This is a genomic window from Bradyrhizobium sp. USDA 4354, from assembly GCF_054060315.1.
The window spans coordinates 4475175-4490880 of the sequence record NZ_JBSSDC010000001.1 but is presented as its reverse complement, the minus strand read 5'-3'; the positions used below and the strand labels follow the sequence as shown (position 1 = coordinate 4490880).

19 protein-coding genes are annotated in these 15706 nt (G+C 65.4%); 7 read left to right on the top strand and 12 right to left on the bottom strand.

Annotated elements, in window-relative coordinates; genetic code table 11:
* Positions 1 to 4: 4 nt before the first annotated feature.
* A complete protein-coding gene (locus ACVIIV_RS20485) occupies positions 5 to 418 on the top strand; it encodes a GFA family protein (protein ID WP_456745778.1) in 414 nt (137 codons plus the stop codon).
* A 120-nt stretch (positions 419 to 538) separates the two neighbouring features.
* Here the strand turns inward: ACVIIV_RS20485 and ACVIIV_RS20480 are convergent, their stop codons facing one another.
* From ACVIIV_RS20480 to ACVIIV_RS20435, 10 genes are all read right to left on the bottom strand, one after another.
* On the bottom strand, positions 539 to 949 hold the full coding sequence (locus ACVIIV_RS20480; protein ID WP_456745777.1) for a DUF2000 family protein: 411 nt from the start codon (positions 947 to 949) through the stop codon (positions 539 to 541).
* 141 nt (positions 950 to 1090) lie between these two features.
* Positions 1091 to 1480, bottom strand: coding sequence for a DUF4189 domain-containing protein (locus ACVIIV_RS20475; RefSeq protein WP_456745776.1), 390 nt, complete (start codon positions 1478 to 1480; stop codon positions 1091 to 1093).
* A 186-nt stretch (positions 1481 to 1666) separates the two neighbouring features.
* Positions 1667 to 3271: an NTP transferase domain-containing protein gene (locus tag ACVIIV_RS20470; protein ID WP_456745775.1), complete on the bottom strand. Its 1605-nt coding sequence runs from the start codon at positions 3269 to 3271 to the stop codon at positions 1667 to 1669.
* On the bottom strand, positions 3268 to 3969 hold the full coding sequence (locus tag ACVIIV_RS20465) for an XdhC family protein (protein WP_456745774.1): 702 nt from the start codon (positions 3967 to 3969) through the stop codon (positions 3268 to 3270). Before ACVIIV_RS20465 ends, ACVIIV_RS20470 begins: the two co-directional genes overlap by 4 nt.
* A 2-nt stretch (positions 3970 to 3971) precedes the next feature.
* Positions 3972 to 4295 (bottom strand): XdhC family protein, encoded by a 324-nt coding sequence (locus ACVIIV_RS20460; RefSeq protein ID WP_007602422.1) that lies wholly within the window; start codon positions 4293 to 4295, stop codon positions 3972 to 3974.
* A gap of 10 nt (positions 4296 to 4305) precedes the next feature.
* Positions 4306 to 5508 (bottom strand): vWA domain-containing protein, encoded by a 1203-nt coding sequence (locus ACVIIV_RS20455; RefSeq protein WP_456745773.1) that lies wholly within the window; start codon positions 5506 to 5508, stop codon positions 4306 to 4308.
* Between the two features lie 147 nt (positions 5509 to 5655).
* Entirely contained in the window at positions 5656 to 6594 is a 939-nt protein-coding gene (locus ACVIIV_RS20450; RefSeq protein WP_456745772.1) for an AAA family ATPase, read from the bottom strand.
* 60 nt (positions 6595 to 6654) lie between these two features.
* A complete protein-coding gene (locus ACVIIV_RS20445) occupies positions 6655 to 7461 on the bottom strand; it encodes an FAD binding domain-containing protein (protein WP_456745771.1) in 807 nt (268 codons plus the stop codon).
* Between the two features lie 27 nt (positions 7462 to 7488).
* The gene (locus ACVIIV_RS20440; RefSeq protein WP_456745770.1) at positions 7489 to 7974 is read right to left on the bottom strand and encodes a (2Fe-2S)-binding protein; all 486 of its coding nucleotides are present in this window, start codon (positions 7972 to 7974) and stop codon (positions 7489 to 7491) included.
* A 135-nt stretch (positions 7975 to 8109) separates the two neighbouring features.
* The gene (locus ACVIIV_RS20435) at positions 8110 to 8556 is read right to left on the bottom strand and encodes an SRPBCC family protein (RefSeq protein WP_456745769.1); all 447 of its coding nucleotides are present in this window, start codon (positions 8554 to 8556) and stop codon (positions 8110 to 8112) included.
* Positions 8557 to 8740: 184 nt separating this feature from the next.
* On the opposite strand from ACVIIV_RS20435, the gene ACVIIV_RS20430 reads away from it, so the two are divergent.
* The 3 genes from ACVIIV_RS20430 to pcaC all read left to right on the top strand — a co-directional run bounded on the left by ACVIIV_RS20430 (position 8741) and on the right by pcaC (position 11386).
* The gene (locus ACVIIV_RS20430; RefSeq protein WP_456745768.1) at positions 8741 to 10096 is read left to right on the top strand and encodes a 3-carboxy-cis,cis-muconate cycloisomerase; all 1356 of its coding nucleotides are present in this window, start codon (positions 8741 to 8743) and stop codon (positions 10094 to 10096) included.
* A 15-nt stretch (positions 10097 to 10111) separates the two neighbouring features.
* Positions 10112 to 10894, top strand: a complete 783-nt coding sequence (pcaD, locus tag ACVIIV_RS20425; protein WP_456745767.1) for a 3-oxoadipate enol-lactonase — start codon at positions 10112 to 10114, stop codon at positions 10892 to 10894.
* 99 nt (positions 10895 to 10993) lie between these two features.
* A complete protein-coding gene (pcaC, locus tag ACVIIV_RS20420; protein WP_456745766.1) occupies positions 10994 to 11386 on the top strand; it encodes a 4-carboxymuconolactone decarboxylase in 393 nt (130 codons plus the stop codon).
* On the opposite strand, the gene ACVIIV_RS20415 is transcribed toward pcaC, so the two are convergent.
* Positions 11348 to 11872 carry a hypothetical protein gene (locus ACVIIV_RS20415; RefSeq protein WP_456745765.1) on the bottom strand — a complete coding sequence of 175 codons (525 nt, stop codon included), beginning with the start codon at positions 11870 to 11872 and terminating at the stop codon, positions 11348 to 11350. The genes pcaC and ACVIIV_RS20415 overlap by 39 nt on opposite strands.
* 299 nt (positions 11873 to 12171) lie before the next feature.
* Entirely contained in the window at positions 12172 to 12345 is a 174-nt protein-coding gene (locus ACVIIV_RS20410) for a hypothetical protein (RefSeq protein WP_456745764.1), read from the bottom strand.
* Between the two features lie 279 nt (positions 12346 to 12624).
* Here ACVIIV_RS20410 and ACVIIV_RS20405 point away from each other — a divergent pair, with 279 nt between their 5' ends.
* The 3 genes from ACVIIV_RS20405 to ACVIIV_RS20395 are packed head-to-tail and all read left to right on the top strand — an operon-like array spanning position 12625 to position 15701.
* The gene (locus ACVIIV_RS20405; RefSeq protein WP_247280725.1) at positions 12625 to 13542 is read left to right on the top strand and encodes an ABC transporter permease subunit; all 918 of its coding nucleotides are present in this window, start codon (positions 12625 to 12627) and stop codon (positions 13540 to 13542) included.
* Positions 13543 to 13554: 12 nt separating this feature from the next.
* Positions 13555 to 14874: a high-affinity branched-chain amino acid ABC transporter permease LivM gene (livM, locus tag ACVIIV_RS20400; RefSeq protein ID WP_456745763.1), complete on the top strand. Its 1320-nt coding sequence runs from the start codon at positions 13555 to 13557 to the stop codon at positions 14872 to 14874.
* Positions 14871 to 15701 carry an ABC transporter ATP-binding protein gene (locus ACVIIV_RS20395; protein ID WP_456745762.1) on the top strand — a complete coding sequence of 277 codons (831 nt, stop codon included), beginning with the start codon at positions 14871 to 14873 and terminating at the stop codon, positions 15699 to 15701. Before livM ends, ACVIIV_RS20395 begins: the two co-directional genes overlap by 4 nt.
* Positions 15702 to 15706: the final 5 nt, after the last annotated feature.

Genomic DNA, 15706 nt, shown 5'->3' with positions numbered 1-15706 from the left:
CGCGATGGACAAGCCCTATACCGGCGGCTGCGCCTGCGGCGCGATCCGCTATTCGATTCAGGGGGAGCCCCTGTTCAGCAATCACTGCCAGTGCCGGGACTGCCAGCGCGAAAGTGGCAGCGGCCATGGCTCGTACGCGACATTCGCGCGCGCCGGCGTCACGCTGACCGGCGAAGCGAAGCATTGGGACATGGTCGCCGACAACGGCAACGTGAAGACGCGCGGCTTCTGCACTCAATGCGGTGTACCCGTTTACATGACTTTCGCAGCGCAGCCCGACGTCTTCACGATCCGGGCGGCAAGCCTCGACGAGCCCGCCCGTTACCAGCCGCAGGCGGTCACCTTCGCCGCGCGCGGTCACGACTGGGATCGTCTTGACCCTGGCCTGATTAAGTTCGAAGGCATGCCGCCGGGGTGAGCCACAGTCCGTCATTGCGAGGAGCGAAGCGACGAAGCAATCCAGAAAACCTGCGCCAAACGATTCTGGATTGCTTCGCTTCGCTCGCAATGACGCTGTAGGAGCTTTCGAGCGGTGCGACTAACTATGAAACTTCAACCCGTCAACGATCTTGTCGATCACCTTGCGCTCGGCGCGCATGGCGATGCCGACGAGATTGAGCTCGTTGCGCGCAACCGCCCGCACCGCCTCGCGGTTGGCGGCATCGTGCGTGGTCTTGAACATGTCCTCGGTATAGACGGCTGGGGTGACGCTCCGCGTCAGCGCACGGTCCAGCGCGCGCGACAACGCCGGACCGTCGGCGCCATAGATCAGGATCGGCTGGCCGATCAGTGAGAGATATTTCGTGCTTGAAGCATCCTCATAGGACTCGCCGATGCATTCGGGGAACGCAGCCGCGATGCCGCTGGTGAGAAAGGCCGCAACGTTCAGCTTCTGCCAGGCCTGAAGATCGGTGCGAATCACGACGGCGATCTTGGTGTCGAACTGCATGCATGTCTCCACAAATTGTCATTCCGGGATGCGCCGTCAGGCGCAGACCCGGAATCTGGAGATTGTTGCATGAGATTCTCAGGTGCGCGAGGGCGCACCATAGTTCGCGCTACGCGCGCCCCGGAATGACGGAGCCAAAAATCAACCCTTGGCGTCGCAGGCCCAGGCGCGGATCACGCATTCCTTGCCGCCGTACTTGTAGCATTCGCGCGTGGCGGCGTTGAGCGAAGCCGAGATCTTCGGCTTCACGGCATAGCCATAGGCACCGCAGGGGTTTGTCATATCGACCGACATCGCAGCGCAGGCGCGCCTCATCGTCACGGTCGTGCAATCGCCCTTGCACTGCTTCTGCGCCGCGGCGCGTGCCTCGTGCTCGTGGCCATAGTCAAAGGCCTGGCCATAGGCGCCGCACTTGCCGACCGCAAAGGCGCCGGCGGCATGGGCTTCGGTGATGTAGCGAGCGCCGGCGACGCAAACGGACAGCGCAAAGAAAAACATCGCGCAACGGCGCGCGACGACGTTCGAAGCCATCGAAAAACCCCTCCCCCCAAGGCAGGTGGAGGCGACTGTAAGCGCCGGTCGTTTCCACTTGGTGAACGGGTGGTTGAAATCGGCAAGCTTGGGAGATGCCGTAGGGTGGGCAAAGCGAAGCGTGCCCACCAGTGTGGAGAGATGGTGGGCACGGCACTGCGCGCCTTTGCCCACCCTACGGCAGCGCTATCCGCGTCTTGCCGCCTCCAGCGCCTGCGGCGTGTCGATGTCGAGGAAGGCGCTCTCGCCGTCGACGGGCACTTCGGCCACCGCCTCCGCATGCTTGGCGATCAGGTGGCGTGCGCCAACGTCGCCGTCGAGCGTCATCAACTCCTTGAAGAAGCGGCGAGACCACAGCACGGGGTTGCCACGGCGGCCTTCGCTGACGGGCACGACGATGAGATTGCCGCGGTCCGGGGCAAAGCTGTCGATGAGACGGTCGATCAGGCCGGCGTCGATCAGCGGCATGTCGCCGAGACACACAACGGCGCCGTCGTAGGTCTCTGGCACAGCCGCGATGCCCGCCTTCACCGAGCTGGCGATGCCGCCGGCGAAGTCAGGATTGCGGACGAACTTCACATTCAGGCCTTGCAGCGCCTGCTCGACGAGCTCGGCCTGATGACCGGTGACGACGATCACCTCGGATGCCTTGGAGGCCAGCGCCTGCTCGGTCGCGAGGCGCACCAGCTTCTTGCCGTCGAGTTCGGCGAGCAGCTTGTTCGGCCCGCCCATCCGGGTCGAGCGGCCCGCCGCGAGCACGATGGCCGCGACCTGGCTGTTGCCCTCGGTCTCCGGCTGTGCACGCGGCTGCGGCCGCGTCACGATCTCCATCAAGAGGCCACCGACGCCCATGCCCATCAGCTCGGACCGCGTCACCTTGATGCCGGCGAGAAGGCGCATCAAGACCCAGTCAAAACCGTTCTCGACCGGCGAGCGCGCGCAGCCCGGCGCGCCCAGCACCGGCACGTCGCCGGCGCGCGCGATCAGCAAGAGATTGCCGGGGTCAACCGGCATGCCGAAATGCTCGATCTCGCCGCCGATTCCAGTGACGGCCGCCGGAATCACGTCGCGGCGGTCGGCAATCGCGGATGCACCGAACACGATCACGAGCTCCGCGCCGAGGTCCAGCAATTCCTTGATCGCGGCAGACAGCGCCTGCTCCTCATGCGGGACCCGCCGCTCTGCGATGATGCTGGCACCGGCCGGCGCGAGCCGCTCGGCGGTGACGCGCAGGGACTTGTCGATCACCTTGGAGGACAGGCCCGGCAGCAGCGTCGAGACCACGCCGACGCGCTTGGTCACGTAAGGCGCGATCTTTAACACGTCCTTGCCGGCAGCCTGCACGGCGGCATCGCGCAAACGTCCTTCGACGCCGAACGGGATGATCTTGACGGTGCCGACCATCTCGCCCTCGACCACCGGCTTATAGGCGGTGAGCGTCGCAAAGGTGATGGCCTCGTCGATATTGTTGATGCGGTCGACCGCGGCGCGGTCGATCACCAGCACGCCCGCTCGCGCGGCGAACAGATTGGCGCGGCCGGTGAAGGCGCGCTCGACATGGATGCCCTCGCCGCCGACGGCAAGCGCGATGCTGGCGGCCGCGACGTCTTCGGAGACGTCGCCCTCCTCCATGCGCACGACGACGACGTCCTTGATGCCGGCGCGCTCCAGCGCCTCGACCTCGGCAGGTCCGATCGTCGTGCCCTTCTTTAGCACCAGCGGTCCCTGGCGCAGGGTGTGGACGGTCACCCCGCCGATCGCATCCCTGGGGCTCGCCGGGCCGAACTTCATGCCGCTTCTTCTTTTTCTTTTGGTGGTAGGCGGAGCACCGCCGTGATCTCGGCCATGATCGCCACCGCGATCTCGGATGGTGAGACCGCGCCGATCGCAAGACCAATGGGCGCGTGGATGCGGGCGATGTCGCTTTCCTTTGCGCCTTGCGCCCGCAACCGGTCGGCACGCTTGGCATGCGTCTTCCGCGAGCCGAGCGCGCCGATGTAGAAGCAGTTGCGCTCGAAGGCATGCAGCAGCGCGGGGTCGTCGATCTTGGGATCGTGAGTCACCGCGACGAAGGCCGTGTAGGCGTCGACGTTGAGCGGCGGCAGCGCAGTATCGGGCCATTCGGCGATCAGCGGAATGTCGAGAAAGCGCTCAGGGCTCGCGAAGGCCGTGCGCGGATCGACCACGGTGACGTCATAGCCGAGCGAGCGCGCCAGCGGCGCCAGCGCCTGGCTGATATGGACCGCGCCGACGATGACGAGCTTTGCCGTCGGCGCGTAGACGTTGAGGAACAGCTTCTTGCCGCCCGCCTCGACACTGGCGCTCTTGCCCATGCGAAGCTGCTTCTCCAGCTCGGCGCGCAGCGGGTCCTTGCCAAAGTCTTTGGCCTTCACCAGGCGCTGCTCGCCGCTCTCGGTGTCCGTCACCAGAATGACGGGCCGGCGCGCCGCGCGTTCCGCGTTGAGTTCGTGCAGGATATCGAGCTTCACGGCTAGCCGACCTTCTCGACGAAGACGCGGATGGTGCCGCCGCAGGACAGCCCGACGTTCCAGGCGGTCTCGTCGGCGACGCCGAACTCCAGCATCCTCGGTTTGCCGCTCTGGATCACGTCCATGGCCTCGGTCACCACGGCGCCCTCGACGCAGCCGCCGGAGACCGAGCCGAGGAAGGTTCCTTCGTCGTTGATGACAAGGCTGGAGCCCGCCGGGCGCGGCGCCGAGCCCCAGGTCTCGACAACGGTGGCGAGCGCGACGCCACGGCCGGCCTTCTGCCAGTCCTCCGCCGCCTTCAGGATGTCCTCGTCGCGATCGAGCATGGGGTGCCTCTCAAGCTGCGGAGCGGATCAGGCTGCGGTGATGCGGCGGCAACGGCTGGGAGAGCGTCGTGATCAGCTCCTGGATCGAACTCAAATTATGTACCGGGCGGAATTCGTCAACGTGGGGAAGCATCATTTTGATGCCCTGCGCCTTGGCCTCGAAGCCGCCAAACCGCAACAGCGGGTTGAGCCAGATCAGCCGCCGGCAGGACCGGTGCAGCCGGTCCATCTCGAAGGCGAGCCTGGAATCGGCCTCCCGCTCCAGCCCGTCGGAGATCAGGAGCACGATGGCGCCCTGGCTCAGCACGCGCCGGGCCCACAATTTGTTGAAGTTGTACAGCGAGGCCGAGATCCGCGTGCCGCCGGCCCAGTCCTCGACCGAGGCCGAGCAGCTCGCCAGCGCCTCATCGGGATCGCGCTGGCGCAGCGCGCGGCTGACATTGGTGAGGCGCGTGCCGAACAGGAACACCGAGACGCGCTTGCGGGCGTCGGTGATGGCGTGCAGGAAGTGCAGGAACAGGCGGGTGTACTCACTCATCGAGCCCGAGATGTCGAGCAGCGCGACGATCGGCGCCGGCTTCTCGATTCGCCCGAGGCGATGGATGTCGATGATGTCCCCGCCGGTACGCAACGATGCGCGCAGCGTCCGGCGCAAGTCGAGGCGCAAGCCGCGCGGATCAGGCCGCTGCCGGCGCGTCAGCAGCTCGGCCTGCGGCAGGTGCATCCGCTCGATGGCATGGAGCGCCTCGGTGATCTCGGCCGCGCTCATCTGCGCAAAATCCTTCTTCTGAAGGATCTCCCTGTCGGAGACCGACAGGCGCAGGTCCTGCTCCTGGTGCTGCGGCGTCTCGGTCATGCGCGGCTGCGACATCGCCTCCTGCACCCGGCGGGCGCCGGCCTGCGGCTTCTTCTTGGCGTGCTCCGGCAGCGGCACCGAATCCAGCATGTGCTTCCATTCTTCGGAAGGACGGAAGAACAGGTTGAAGGCCTGCTTGAAAATCAGCGCATGCTCATGGCGCTTGACGAAGATCGCCTCCAGCGTGGTGAAGACATCGGCCCGGTTGCCGATGTCGATCACCTGGAGCGCGCTCATGGCATCGATGACGGCGCCTGGCCCGACCGGCATGCCGGCCGCACGCAGTGCGCGGGCGAAGCCGACGATGTTGTCGGCGAATTGCTCGGTCTGCTCGGGGGCAAGGTGGTTGATGGCCATGGTCTACTGTCCCTGCCGTCATTCCGGGGCGCGCCTCTTGGCGCGAACCCGGCATCCATTCATCCGCCGTCGCCGCTGCACAATGGATTCTCAGGTGCGCAATTGCGCACCGTAGCTCGCGCTGCGCGCGCCCCGGAATGACAGAAATCAATTCTCGCTCGTCGCTTCCTTCAACACCTTCTGCAAGGTGTCGCCCTGCATGCGGGTGATGTCGTCCTGGTACTTGAGCAGCGCGCCCAGCGTGTCGCCGACCACTTGCGGGGTGAGCGAGCGGGCATCCAACTCCGACAGCGCGGTGGCCCAGTCGATGGTCTCGGCGACACCCGGCGACTTGTAGAAGTCCTGGTTGCGCAGCGCCTGCACGAAGCGCACGACCTGCTGCGACAGCTTGGCGGAGATGCCGGGCACGCGCGTCTTGACGATCGCAAGCTCGCGCTCGGCGGCGGGATAATCGACCCAGTGATAGAGGCAGCGCCGCTTCAGCGCGTCGTGAATCTCGCGGGTGCGGTTGGAGGTGATGATGACGATCGGCGGGCGCGGCGCCTTCACGGTGCCGAATTCGGGGATCGTCACCTGGAAGTCACTGAGGATTTCGAGCAAGTACGCTTCGAACGCCTCGTCGGCGCGGTCGAGCTCGTCGATCAGCAGCACCGGCGGGCCGGCGACGTCGGGCTCCAGCGCCTGGAGCAGCGGCCGCTTGATCATGTAGCGGTCGGCGAAGATGTCGCTCGAGAGCTGCTCGCGATCGGTATCGCCGGCGGCTTCCGCCATCCGGATCGCGATCATCTGCGCCGCGCTGTTCCACTCGTACACCGCTGAGGAGACGTCGAGGCCTTCGTAGCACTGCAGGCGGATCAGCTTGCGCCCCAGCGCCGCCGAGAGCACTTTTGCGATCTCGGTCTTGCCCACCCCGGCCTCACCTTCGAGAAACAGCGGCCGGCCCATGCGCAGCGACAGGTAAGTCACCGTCGCCAGCGACCGCTCGGCGAGATAGCCGCGCGACGTCAGGAGTTCGAGCATCGCATCGACCGATGCCGGCAATACAACTGAAGTATTGGCACCGGAAGTATTGGCCGCTGAATTCATGAAAGGCCAGTCTCGCTTACGCCCGCACCGGGCAAGTATTGGGCCAATGAGTGCGGCCCATCAATCCTTGGCATTGGCGGCGTCGACGGCGCGCCGCGTCAGCACCCCGATGAGGTGCGCGCGGTATTCGGCGCTGCCGTGGATATCGCTGTTGAGGCCTTCCGCCGGCACGGCGATGCCTTCCAGCGCCTTCGAGGCGAAGCGCTTCTTCAGGGCCTCCTCGAATGCGGTGACGCGGAACACGCCTTCGGAGCCGGCACCGGTGACGGCAACGCGCACGTCCGACGGACGCCGCGCCACGAACACGCCGACCAGCGCGTAGCGCGAGGCCTGGTTGCGGAATTTGATGTAGGCCGCCTTTTTCGGCAGCGGGAACATCACCTTGGTGATGATCTCGTCGGCTTCGAGCGCCGTCGTGAACAGGCCTTGGAAGAACTCTTCCGCCTTGAGACGGCGCTTGTTGGTGACAATGGTGGCCCCGAGCGCGAGCACCGCGGCCGGATAGTCGGCGGTCGGATCGTTGTTGGCGAGCGAGCCGCCGATCGTGCCCTTGTGACGCACGGCGGGATCGCCGATTCCGCCGGCAAGGTTCGCCAGCGCCGGGATCGCCTCTCCGACGATGGCGGAGGTCGCGACCTCGGCGTGCTTGGCGGTCGCGCCGATCACGAGCGAGCGGCCCTTCATCTCGATCGTGTTGAGCCCCTCGATGTGGGAGAGGTCGACCAGATGCGGCGGGCTTGCGAGGCGCTGCTTCATGACTGGAATCAGCGTGTGGCCGCCGGCGATCACCTTGGCGTCCTCGTTCTTCACCAGGAGGTTGGCCGCCTGGCGAACGGTCCCAGGGCGATGATATTTGAATTCGTACATCTGAATGTCCTGATCGCGGGATGCGCGTTACGCGAGATCGGATTTCGCCATCGCCTTGGCGCCGGCGGAGATCGAGGTGACGATGTTCTGATAGCCCGTGCAGCGGCAGAGATTGCCTTCGAGCTCCTCGCGAATTGTATGGTCGTCGAGCTCGTGGCCCTTGCGGTGCACGATGTCGATCGCGGTCATGATCATGCCCGGCGTGCAGAAGCCGCACTGCAGGCCGTGGTGCTCGCGGAAGGCTTCCTGCATCGGATGCAGCGGCGCGCCGTCGGCGGCCAGTCCCTCGATCGTCTTGACCTCGTGACCATCGGCCATCACGGCAAGCGTGGTGCAGGACTTCACGGCCTTGCCGTCGAGATGCACGACACAGGCGCCGCACTGCGAGGTGTCGCAGCCGACATGGGTGCCGGTCAGCCGCAGATTCTCGCGCAGGAACTGCACCAGAAGCGTGCGGGGATCGATATTGGCCGTCACAGGATTGCCGTTCACGACGAGGGAGATTTTTGCCATAAGCACTCTCTATCAGCGCCCCGACGGGTCCCGTCGAAGCGGTTCTTATAATTATTCCAACCCATCATATGGGCCATTGTCCCCTGGGGCAACATCACCCCGGACGCAAGCCGCCATGCCGAAAGGCGATAGGTTTCAGCTCTGTACCGCCTTGGCGAAGTTCGCAAAAAATTCGTCGGCCAGTTTCTTGGCTGCGCCGTTGATCAGGCGCTGTCCGAGCTGCGCCAACTTGCCGCCGATCTGCGCCTCGACATCGTAGGAGAGCAGCGTGCCGCCGTCCTTCTCCGCGAGCTTGACCGCCGCCCCGCCTTTGGCAAAGCCGGCCACCCCACCCTCGCCTTCGCCTGAGATCTTGTAGCCGTTCGGCGGGTCGAGATCTGAGAGCATCACTTTGCCCTTGAAGCGCGCCGACACCGGTCCGACCTTCATTTTCGCAATCGCACGGAAGCCGCCGTCGTCGGTCTTCTCCAGCTCCTCGCAGCCGGGGATGCAGGCTTTCAGCACCTCGGGATCGTTGAGCTTGGCCCACACGGCCTCGCGCGGCGCCGCGAGCTGGACTTCGCCGTTCATTGTCATGGCCATGGGGTGCCTCCCGGAATCTCGAAGCTGGGTCGCGTAACTATAGTGCTGCTGAAGTAACGTACGAAGGCCGCAAAGGAAAGGCCACTTCCGGTCACGTGCAATGCATATTCGCAACTGCAAAAAGACCTGTGCGGGCGGTTGGGGATTGGCACAGCCGGGCCTTGATGATTAGGTCGCGCGCACCATGAGCACATCCCTCTCCCCCCTGCTCGCGCCGATGTTGTCGAGCGCCGCCATGCGCTCGGTCTGCGACGATCGGTCTACCCTGCAGAACATGCTCGATTTCGAGGCAGCCTTGGCACGCGCCGAGGCCGCCACGGCTGTGATTCCGGCATCCGCCGTCGGCCCGATCGTGGCGGCGTGTAAGGCCGATTTCTTCGACATCGCCGCACTGGCCGAGGCTGCGACGCGATCGGGCAATCTCGCGATTCCCCTGGTCAAGACGCTGACCGCCAATGTCGGCAAGACCGACGCGGAGGCCGCGCGCTACGTGCATTGGGGCGCGACCAGCCAGGACGTCATCGACACCGCAACCATGCTGATGCTCCGCGCCGGCATCGCCGCATTGGACGCCGACCTTAGCCGCGCCATCAAGGGCTTTGCCGCACTGGCGCGCAGCCATCGCAACACTGCGATGGTGGCGCGGACCTGGCTCCAGCACGCGCTGCCGATGCCGTTCGGGCTGAAGGCGGCGGAATACGCATCAAGCCTTGCCCGCGCGCGCTGCCGCCTGCGGCGGCTCTCCCGCGAGGGCCTCGCGCTGCAATTCGGAGGTGCTGCCGGCACGCTCGCCGCGCTCGGCGACAAAGGGCTCGCGGTGGCCGAACGGCTGGCGCAGGAACTCGATCTGCCGCTGCCCGAGGCGCCCTGGCATACCCATCGCGACCGCATCGCCGAGGCCGCATCGTGCTTCGCCATTCTCGCCGGCAGCTGCGGCAAGATCGCACGCGACGTCTCGCTGCTGATGCAGACCGACGTCGCCGAAGCGTTCGAGCCCGCCGGCGAAGGCCGCGGCGGCTCCTCGACCATGCCGCACAAGCGCAACCCGGTCGCCGCCGCGAGCGCGCTGGGCGCGGCCACCATGGCGCCGCAGCTCGCCGCGACGATTTTTGCCGCACAGGTGCAAGACCATGAACGCAGTGCCGGCCCCTGGCACGCGGAATGGCCGACGCTGCCGCAATTGATGCTGGTCGCCTCGGGCGCGCTGGCCGCCGTCGTCGACATCGCCGAGGGTCTCGAGGTCGACGCGGCGCGCATGCGCAGCAATCTCGATGCGACGCAAGGGCTGATCACGGCCGAGGCGGTCACCTTTGCGCTCGCCGAGAAGATCGGCAAGAGCGATGCGCATCATCTGATCGAGGCCGCCAGCAAGCGCGCGGTCGCCGAGAAGAAGCATCTGCGCGAGGTGCTGTCAGGCGATTCGCAGGTCACCGCGCATCTCGCACCGGAAAAAATTGCGGCATTGTTCGAGCCGATGGCCTATCAAGGCGCTTCGCAGGCCTTGATCGACCGCCTGCTGGACAGCCTTGAGCGCGAATAGATACGGAGACGCCGCATGCCCATGATCGATGCCGACGGTTGCCTGCTCAACGTCTCCGTCGAAGGCCGCGACGGCGGGCCGACCTTGATGCTCTCCAACTCGCTCGGCTGCACGCTGCAGATGTGGGAGCCGCAGATGAAGGCGCTGACGCAGGTGTTCCGCGTCATCCGCTATGACCGCCGCGGCCATGGCAAGTCCAACGTTCCGCCCGGCCCCTACACGATGGAGCGGTTCGGCCGCGACGTGCTCGCGATCCTCGACGACCTCAACATCGAGAAGGTGCATTGGTGCGGCCTGTCGATGGGCGGCATGGTCGGGCAATGGCTGGGCGCCAATGCGCCGGAGCGTTTCGGCAAGCTCATCCTCGCCAACACCTCCTGCTACTATGCCGAGCCGACCAGATGGCTGGAGCGGATCGACGCGGTGAAGAAGGGCGGCATCGCGGCGGTCGCGGACGCCGTGATCGCGGGCTGGCTGACACAGGATTTCCGCGAGCGTGAGCCTGCGATCACCGCGAAGATGAAATCGATGCTGCTCGCCTCGCCGGTCGAGGGCTATCTCGCCTGCTGCGAAGCGCTGTCCACGCTCGACCAGCGCGCGCTGCTGCCTGACATCAAGAGCCCGACGCTGGTGATCGCCGGCCGCCACGACATGGCGACGCCGATCTCGGCGGCCGAGCTGATCCGCTCGAACATTCCCGGCGCCAGCATGACCATCATCGACGCCGCGCACATTTCCAACGTCGAACAGCCGCATGCATTCACGGATGCGGTGGTGGGGTTCTTGACGCAGCGCTAACCACAGCCGTCATTGCGAGCGCAGCGAAGCAATCCAGACTGCCTCCGCGGAAAGACTCTGGATTGCTTCGCTGCGCTCGCAATGACGAAGGAGGACACCATGGACGACCAGAAGCGCCGCGATGCCGGCATGAACGTGCGCCGCAAGGTGCTGGGCGATGCCTGGGTCGACAAGTCGATCGCGAACCGCAACGCCTTCAACACCGACTTCCAGGACCTGATCACACGCTACGCCTGGGGCGAGATCTGGACGCGGCCGCATTTCGACGAGCGCACGCGGCGGGTGCTGGTGATCGGCACCATGGTCGCGCTCGGGCAGTGGGACGAATTCCGCCTGCATGTGCGTGCGGCGCTCGCCGAGGGCGGCTTCACGCCCGACGACATCAAGGAAATCCTGCTCCAGCAGGCGATCTATTGCGGCGTGCCGGCGGCGAACCACGCCGTCAAGGAAGCCTCAGCGATTGTGCAGGAGCTCGGCCTGCTCAAGAGCTAACGGGGCAGCGACTTCGACGGTCTTCGGCTCTGCCTCTGGCTTCTCGATCACGACGACAATTGCGGCCCCGAGCAGCAGCAGCAGCTCGGTGGCGTGCAGCCGGAGCGCGGCCATCTCGCCGACCTTCGAGGCCATCACCATGCTGGCAAACGAGATCAGGCTGCCGATCGCCAGCGCAATGCCGAGCGCCTCGTCGCTGCCGCCGCTCTTGCGGATTCGTGGGACGCAGAGCAGCGCGAGGTAGATCGCGAAGAACGCCACCACCGTCAGCCGTCCGAGCGCCAGCAGCCAGGCCGCGCGCACCGTGTCCATCCCCGCCATCTGGAGATGGTCGCTGAGGTATAGGGCGACGGCGACACTGGGCCGCTCGTAGAGGCCGTGCACCGGCGCCACGATGATGTTGAAGGCGACCAGCGCCCAGGCCGGGATGAAATAGGCTGCCAGAAGCGCGCCGTTGACCGAACCGATCCGCCAATTCCTGAACATGCCGCTTCCCGCTTGGTTTGCCGAGGCCTTCGACGGAAGGCAGCGGCTTTACCGGAGCTAACTCGCATCAGACTGTGGCGGCAATTTAAACCCTTTGTTTACCTTAACTCGCCCGGACCACTCCGTCATTCCGGGGCAATGCGCAGCATTGAACTATGGTGCGCAGCTGCGCACCTGAGAATCTCGAGATTCCGGGTCTGGTCCTGCGGACCATCCCGGGATGACGGCGTGGATGGATCGTGTATCAAAAGAAAAAGGCCCCGCCTTTCGGCGGGGCCCTCCCACTCCGGGCTCCCAAACTATTCGTCCTGACCGCGCTGGCCGCCCTGTTGCTGGCCGGGACGATCGCCCTGGCGCATCGGGTCCTGCTGCTGCTGTCCGGGTTTCTGGCCGCCACCCTGCTGCTGTTGCGGGTTGCGCTGGCCGGGGTTCTGGTTCTGCTGACCCGGATTCTGGTTCTGCTGCTTCGTCATTCGGGGAAACTCCCTTGTTGGACGTCAGAGAACGGTAATAACGGCCGATCGCGACTTTGGTTGCCCTGGGAACCGGTTCCTCGCAGATGCGGAACCCGGAAACGAAAAATGACCTCTGTACAAGACCTTCTGCCGAGGCTTGGCCAGTTGCAGCCGCCAGTTCCCTCCTGTTACAAAACCGGAAGAACGCTCAAGGGCTGCCGGGGCCCGAGAAGAAACTCAAGCACTCTCTCTCGAAGAGCTCCCTTTGAGCCGCGTCAGGTTTGGTAACGGCAGCCCATGGATTATTTCGCCCAGCAGCTCATCAATGGCCTCGTGCTCGGCTCGATCTACGGCCTGATCGCGATCGGCTACACGATGGTCTACGGCATCGTCGGCATGATCAACTTCGCCCATGGCGACGTCTTCATGATCGGCGGCTTCATCGCCCTCATCACCTTCCTGATCCTGATCTCGCTCGGCCTCACGGCCATCCCTGTGATCCTGCTCGTCGTGCTCTTGGTCTCGATGGCGATCACGGCGCTCTATGGCTGGACCATCGAGCGCATCGCCTACCGGCCGCTGCGCCATTCCTTCCGCCTCGCCCCGATGCTGTCGGCGATCGGCATGTCCTTCGTGCTGACCAATTATTCGCAGGTGGCGCAAGGCGCCCGGGTCAAGCCGATCCCGCCCTTCATCACCGGCGGCTACACGCTGCACGAGAGCCCGGACGGCTTCGTGATCCAGCTCTCCAACATCCAGATCATGGTGGTGATCACCACCATCGTGCTGCTGGCCATCTTCACCTGGCTGGTGTCGCGCACCCGGCTCGGCCGCGACATGCGCGCCTGCGAGCAAGACCAGACCATGGCGGCGCTGCTCGGTGTCGACGTCGATCGCACCATCTCCATGACCTTCGTGATCGGCGCGGCGCTCGCTGCGGTGGCCGGCCTGATGTACCTGCTCTATTACGGCTTGGTCGATTTCTTCATGGGCTTCGTCGCCGGCATCAAGGCGTTCACCGCGGCCGTGCTCGGCGGCATCGGCTCGCTGCCGGGGGCCATGCTCGGCGGGCTCGCGATCGGCCTGATCGAGACGTTCTGGTCGGCCTATTTCTCGGTCGAATACAAGGACGTTGCGGCGTTCTCGATCCTGATCGTCGTGCTGATCTTCATGCCGACCGGCCTGCTCGGCCGTCCCGAAGTCGAAAAAGTCTAACGGACCGGCCGCGTGACAGCTCCCTCGACCAATACGGCCAAACCTGCAACGGGCATCCCCGCCCTCCTCAAAACCGCCTTCATCAACGCCCTGGTCGCGCTGGTGCTGTTCTCGTTGATGGTCGGCATCCGCACCGAGGCGGGCTCCGACGGCCAGCTCACCTATTGGACCCGTTTCGGCGAACTCGCCTCGCTCGTCGCAGTGGTGTTCGGCGGCTCGATCGTGATCGAGCTGCTGCGGCAATGGATCGGTCCGACCGGCGCCGAAAGGCTGGTGCCGCCAGTAGTGCAGAGCGGCATGTCGTTCATCGGCCGCTACCTCACGCCGACGCTCCTGATCTTCACGCTGCTGGTGCCTGTGATCTTCTATGACCAGCGCTACATCCTCGATCTCGCGATCCTCGTGCTCACCTATGTGATGCTGGGCTGGGGGTTGAACGTCGTGGTCGGGCTCGCCGGCCTGCTCGATCTAGGCTACGTCGCCTTTTATGCGGTTGGCGCCTATTCCTATGGACTGCTCGCCACCAATTTCGGCTGGTCGTTCTGGATCTGCCTGCCGCTCGCCGGCATCCTCGCCGCGTTCTGGGGCGTGCTGCTCGGCTTCCCCGTGCTCCGCCTGCGCGGCGACTATCTCGCGATCGTGACGCTCGCCTTCGGCGAGATCATCCGCCTCGTCATCATCAACTGGCAGGAGCTGACCGGCGGCCCGAACGGCGTCTCCGGGATTCCCCGCCCCTCCTTCTTCGGCATCCCGCTCGACAACAGCGATGACGGGTTCGCCGCCAAGCTCGGCATCGAGTACTCGCCGACCCATCGCATCGTCTTCCTGTTCTACCTGATCCTGGCACTCGCGCTCCTCACCAACTGGGTGACGATCCGCCTGCGCCGCCTGCCGATCGGACGGGCGTGGGAGGCCTTGCGCGAGGACGAGGTCGCCTGCCGCGCGCTCGGCATCAACACCACGACCACCAAGCTCACGGCGTTCGCGACCGGCGCCATGTTCGGCGGCTTCGCCGGTGCGTTCTTCGCCACCCGCCAGGGCTTCATCAGTCCGGAATCTTTCACTTTCCAGGAATCGGCGCTGGTGCTCGCCATCGTCGTGCTCGGCGGCATGGGCTCGCAGCTCGGCGTCGCGCTCGCAGCTCTCGCCATGATCGGCGGCTTCGAGCTGTTCCGCGGCCTCGAAACCTACCGCATGCTCGTGTTCGGCATGTCGATGGTGCTGATCATGATCTGGCGGCCGCGCGGCCTGATCGGTCATCGCGCCCCGACCGTGTATCTGACCAAGGCGCAGGCGATCTCCTCCGACCTCGTCAAGGAAGGACACGGATGAGCGGCGACAAGATTCTCAGCGTCGACCGGCTCACCATGCGCTTCGGCGGCATCGTCGCCGTGCAGGACCTCTCCTTCAGCGCCGAGCGGAAGAAGATCACCGCCCTGATCGGACCGAACGGCGCCGGCAAGACCACCGTCTTCAACTGCATCACCGGCTTTTACAGGCCGACCGGCGGCACCATCCGCCTCACCCACGACGGCCGGGTCATCGCGCTGGAGCGGCTGAACGATTTCCGCATCGCCAAGCAGGCCAAGGTCGCGCGCACGTTCCAGAACATCCGCCTGTTCCCCGGCATGACCGCGCTGGAAAACCTGATGGTGGCGCAGCACAACGCGCTGATGCGCGCCTCCGGCTTTACCATGCTCGGCCTTGTCGGCGCTCCCGCCTACCGCGACGCCGAAAAGCGCGCGATCGATCTCGCCACCGACTGGCTCAGGCGGATCAACCTGCTCGACCGCGCCGATGACGCCGCCGGCAATTTCGCCTATGGCGACCAGCGCCGGCTGGAAATCGCGCGCGCAATGTGCACCGAGCCCGCGCTGTTGTGCCTGGACGAACCCGCAGCCGGCCTCAACGCGCGCGAGAGCGCGGCCCTGAGCGAGCTCCTGCTCTCGATCCGGGACGAGCTCGGCACCTCGATCCTGCTGATCGAACACGACATGTCGGTGGTGATGGAGATCTCCGACCAAATCGTGGTGATGGACCATGGCGTGAAGATCGCGGAAGGCACGCCGCGCCAGGTCCGCGATGATCCCAAGGTCATCGCCGCCTATCTCGGCGCCGACGAGGATGAGGCCGTGGCCGTGATGGAGAGCGGGACGTGACGTCG